This window comes from Coleofasciculus sp. (genome assembly GCF_046565525.1).
In the GTDB taxonomy this organism is placed as follows: domain Bacteria; phylum Cyanobacteriota; class Cyanobacteriia; order Cyanobacteriales; family Coleofasciculaceae; genus Coleofasciculus.
Genome location: NZ_JBKHUP010000217.1, coordinates 1 through 4,107, shown reverse-complemented (window position 1 = coordinate 4,107; position 4,107 = coordinate 1). Strand labels below are relative to the sequence as shown.

3 protein-coding genes are annotated in these 4,107 nt (G+C 45.9%); 1 reads left to right on the top strand and 2 read right to left on the bottom strand.

Translation table 11 applies throughout. The features are described 5' to 3' along the window. Positions 1-122: 122 nt before the first annotated feature. A complete protein-coding gene (argZ, locus tag ACLGGO_RS35110) occupies positions 123-2,231 on the top strand; it encodes a bifunctional arginine dihydrolase/ornithine cyclodeaminase (RefSeq protein WP_446422787.1) in 2,109 nt (702 codons plus the stop codon). 199 nt (positions 2,232-2,430) lie between these two features. Here argZ and ACLGGO_RS35105 read toward each other — a convergent pair whose 3' ends face one another. Together ACLGGO_RS35105 and ACLGGO_RS35100 are read right to left on the bottom strand one after the other, a co-directional pair. Next, positions 2,431-3,045 (bottom strand): glutathione S-transferase family protein, encoded by a 615-nt coding sequence (locus ACLGGO_RS35105; RefSeq protein WP_446422786.1) that lies wholly within the window; start codon positions 3,043-3,045, stop codon positions 2,431-2,433. A 239-nt stretch (positions 3,046-3,284) separates the two neighbouring features. Continuing rightward, complete coding sequence (locus ACLGGO_RS35100; RefSeq protein ID WP_446422785.1) at positions 3,285-3,866, bottom strand: chorismate--pyruvate lyase family protein; 582 nt, start codon at positions 3,864-3,866, stop codon at positions 3,285-3,287. Positions 3,867-4,107 lie beyond the last annotated feature (241 nt).

Here is a 4,107-nt window from a genome sequence, read left to right as displayed (position 1 = left end):
TATTTATTACAATACAAGACTAAGAGAAAATAAAAAGTCGTCCTAAAAGGACGAGGCTTGTATCCCTAGTTCTCGGTCAAATTGGAAATCTATTGTCAGCGTCTACCCATTTTTAATTGATTATGACTGATTCGATTCGCTTTCTCATGTGCTCCCCCGACCACTACGACGTGGACTACGTGATTAATCCCTGGATGGAAGGGAATATTCATAAGTCCTCGCGCGATCGCGCCGTCGAACAGTGGCACAAATTGCACCATGTCCTCAAAGACCACGCGATCGTGGATTTGGTTAACCCTCAACAAGGGTGGCCCGATATGGTGTTTACGGCAAATGCGGGGCTGGTTTTGGGTAAAAATGTTGTCCTGAGTCGGTTCTTGCACAAAGAACGCCAGGGTGAGGAACCCCATTTCAAGAAGTGGTTTGAAGCCCAAGGCTACACTGTCTACGAACTCCCCAAAGAACTCCCCTTTGAAGGCGCAGGTGATGCCCTCCTCGATCGAGAAGGACGCTGGTTGTGGGCGGGCTACGGCTTCCGATCAGAATTAGATTCTCACCCCTATCTAGCAAAATGGCTTGATATTGAAGTCGTCTCCCTGCGACTCACCGATGAGCGCTTCTATCACTTAGATACCTGTTTCTGTCCCCTGACGGGCGGCTATTTACTCTACTATCCCCCAGCCTTTGATGCGTACTCCAATCGCTTAATTGAGATGCGAGTCGCACCAGAAAAACGCATCGCCCTAGAAGAAGCCGATGCGGTGAACTTCGCCTGCAATGCGGTGAATATTGACCAAGTTGTGGTCATGAACAAAGCCAGCGATCGCCTCAAGCAACGTTTGGCTGAGGCGGGGTTTAGGGTGATGGAAACACCCCTGACGGAATTCCTCAAAGCAGGTGGCGCGGCTAAATGCTTGACCTTACGAGTAACTGAACCTGTCCGTACTGAACTCCACGCCAATGTCCTGGTAGAAAGCCGCACCATTCGCCTAGAAGGACATTTGCTAGACTCTGGACTCATCAGTCGCGCCTTAGATCTGATTGTCGAAACCGGCGGTAGCTTCCAGGTTCTCAACTTCGAGCTGGGTGTCCAACGGCAAAGCACATCCAACGCTGAGATTCGCGTATCTGCACCCTCCCATGATGTGATGGAAGAGGTGATGAGCCAACTGATTGAGTTGGGCGCTGTCGCTCCCGCCCAAGAGGTGTGTGATGCTAATCTAGAACCCGTGATTCAAGCGGGTGTAGCGCCGGATGACTTCTACGTCTCCACGATTTATCCCACAGAAGTCCGGATTAAGGGTGAGTGGGTGAAGGTACAAAACCATCGCATGGATGGGGCAATTGCGATTACCCAGATTGACTCCCAACCCATCGCTCGGTGTAAAATCCTGCGGGATCTAGAAGTCGGTGAACAGGTGATTGTCGGTGTAGAAGGCATTCGCACAGTTCACAAGCCGAAAACCCGCGAATCGCGTGGGAGTGAAGAATTTAGCTTCATGGGTGCTGGCGTCTCATCGGAACGCCGGGTGGAATTAATTGTCGAGCAAATTGCCTGGGAATTACGCCAAATTCGCGATCAAGGGGGCAAGGTTGTTGTCACCGCCGGTCCGGTGGTGATTCACACGGGCGGTTCTCAACATTTAGCCCGTCTAATTCGTAAAGGGTATGTGCAGGCGCTGTTGGGTGGTAATGCGATCGCAGTTCATGATATTGAGCAATCCCTGATGGGAACCTCTCTGGGCGTGGATATGAAACGGGGTGTCCCGGTGCGGGGTGGACACCGACACCATCTCAAGGTAATTAATACCATCCGTCGTTATGGCAGTATTGCTGGGGCTGTGGAAAAGGGAGTATTGACAAAAGGCATTATGTATGAATGCGTGACACATAATGTTCCCTTTTCTCTCGCCGGTTCCATTCGCGATGATGGACCCCTACCCGATACCCAGATGGATTTGATTAAAGCCCAAGCCGACTATGCCAAGCTGCTGGAAGGGGCGGACATGATTTTGATGCTGTCTACGATGCTGCACTCCATTGGTGTCGGAAATATGACCCCAGCCGGGGTGAAAATGGTTTGTGTGGATATCAATCCAGCCGTTGTGACTAAGTTGAGCGATCGCGGTTCATTAGAATCCGTGGGTGTGGTTACCGATGTGGGCTTATTCCTGAGTTTGTTGGTACAGCAGCTGGATAAGTTGACCAGTCCTTATCAACAGTCACTATAACCGATTGAGAAATTCTCATGAAAGATGAAGGATAATTTTCATCCTTCATTTTTTTATTAATGTAGGGGCGTACCGATGTGCATCTGTGTCAACTTAAGGGGAAAAGCTTTCCGTGTGAAATGTTGAATCTCGTTACCTTGAAAATAACCCCCCTTAATCCCCCCTGCTCCAGATGTACTACACCCAGGGTCAGAGGACATTAACTTTTTTGAGGAACCGTGGACTGAACCGAGGAGCGTTCGTGTAACTTATTAAACCAATCTTTTAAGTGAATATACTTTACTTGCCAATCTTCATCCAGGCGCAAGCTGTAGTAGCCCAGGGAACATAAAGCAGCTACATCGGCGGCTGTCCAGGTTTCATCCCCCAACAAGTAGTTAGACTTAGCTAATTGTTGATCAAAAACTGGTAAAAGGCGATTAATTGACGTTTCTAATCTTGTCCGATAACGAGTATCGGTGAAATTATTCTTCAAATTTAGTAGCCATAAATTGATAATAGTATCACCTAAATAATCTGCGAGTTCTTCCCATTTACGACACTCAAGCCTTGCCCGAGGCTCACTGGGGTAAAACCTCGGTTGTGGATAGGTTTCGTCTAGATACTCCGCAATTAATGTAGAATCCCAAATCACCGTCCCATCTTCATCGACAAACACAGGGACTTTACCAATAGGAGAAAGATTGATAAATTCCGGGGGTTTATCAAGCAGATTGATTTCTCTTAGTTCGCACTCTAAATTTTTCTCAGCTAGCAGGATTCGGATTTTCCGAGAAAAGTTGGATTGTTGATGATAATACAATATTCTATTCATTAGATATATCCCGAAAAAAACGAAAATTTATTAACACAATTTCGACCTAATTACAATCCCTGTTTAGTCGAAAAGGTTTCGGCGATTGTACATAAGTAGGGCTGGTCAAAAATCGCGGCAAGCCGCACGGTGAGACAGTTTCAATTTTTTGGTTGGGGGAACTTCAGTTTAACCATAAAATCTATTTCACCATTTCAGCTATGCCGAACCATCACGCTAACGCATCCATGCCAAAGAAATCAGACACTATTAAGGAAATAACGTTCAGGAAACTTTTCTGTAATCATCATTACAGGTTTACCATTGGTAAATACGCGATAGGTACGGGAGAGCAGATTGTCCCTCGGCTCAATAGTAAAATACTCCGCTAAACTCTGAGCCGGTTCTTTCGCTGAATCCAAAATTTCTTTGAAAGTTTCCACCCTTTGCTCTAACCAAATCTTACCAATTGGGGTTTTGGTTTTAAATAATTCATGTCTAAAATTATCATCAAGCCGTTCGGGAACCAGGATTGATTCCGCGTAAATATAGTTTTTGCGACTAATGCGCCCTTGGAGTAAGATGCGTCTATCAATTACTTCTGTCCCTTCAGCTAATTCCATAGCTGGAAGCGATTCGGGAATGGGAATGAGATTTTGTGAGAGTTTGAAAACCTTTATCTGTTCAAATAGATAGGCTTCCAGAATATCGGTTAATGTACCATCGGTGGTTAGTAAAATTCTCTGAAACGTACTTAATGTAGCAGGATTGATATGATGACGCTCTAGAGACTCTTGTAAGTCGTCTCGCATTAGGTGTTCGTTCGCTATCAGTCGGCTCATGGTGTCTGAACTCCTATTTCCCTTATCCACTTGGTTGAATAAAAAACGCTCAAACCGAGGTATGGTAAACAGTTAGAGTTGGATTAATCTGAAACTTTACATTTATTTACAACTACAATAAATAAATGTAGCACTCTTACGACGATTTGACCACCTGAGCATAATTCATGAACCGCGCCTTACTTCGTGAAGACGCGGATTGGCAGAGGGAACCTGCTCCGAAGTCATGAATAGGGCATGA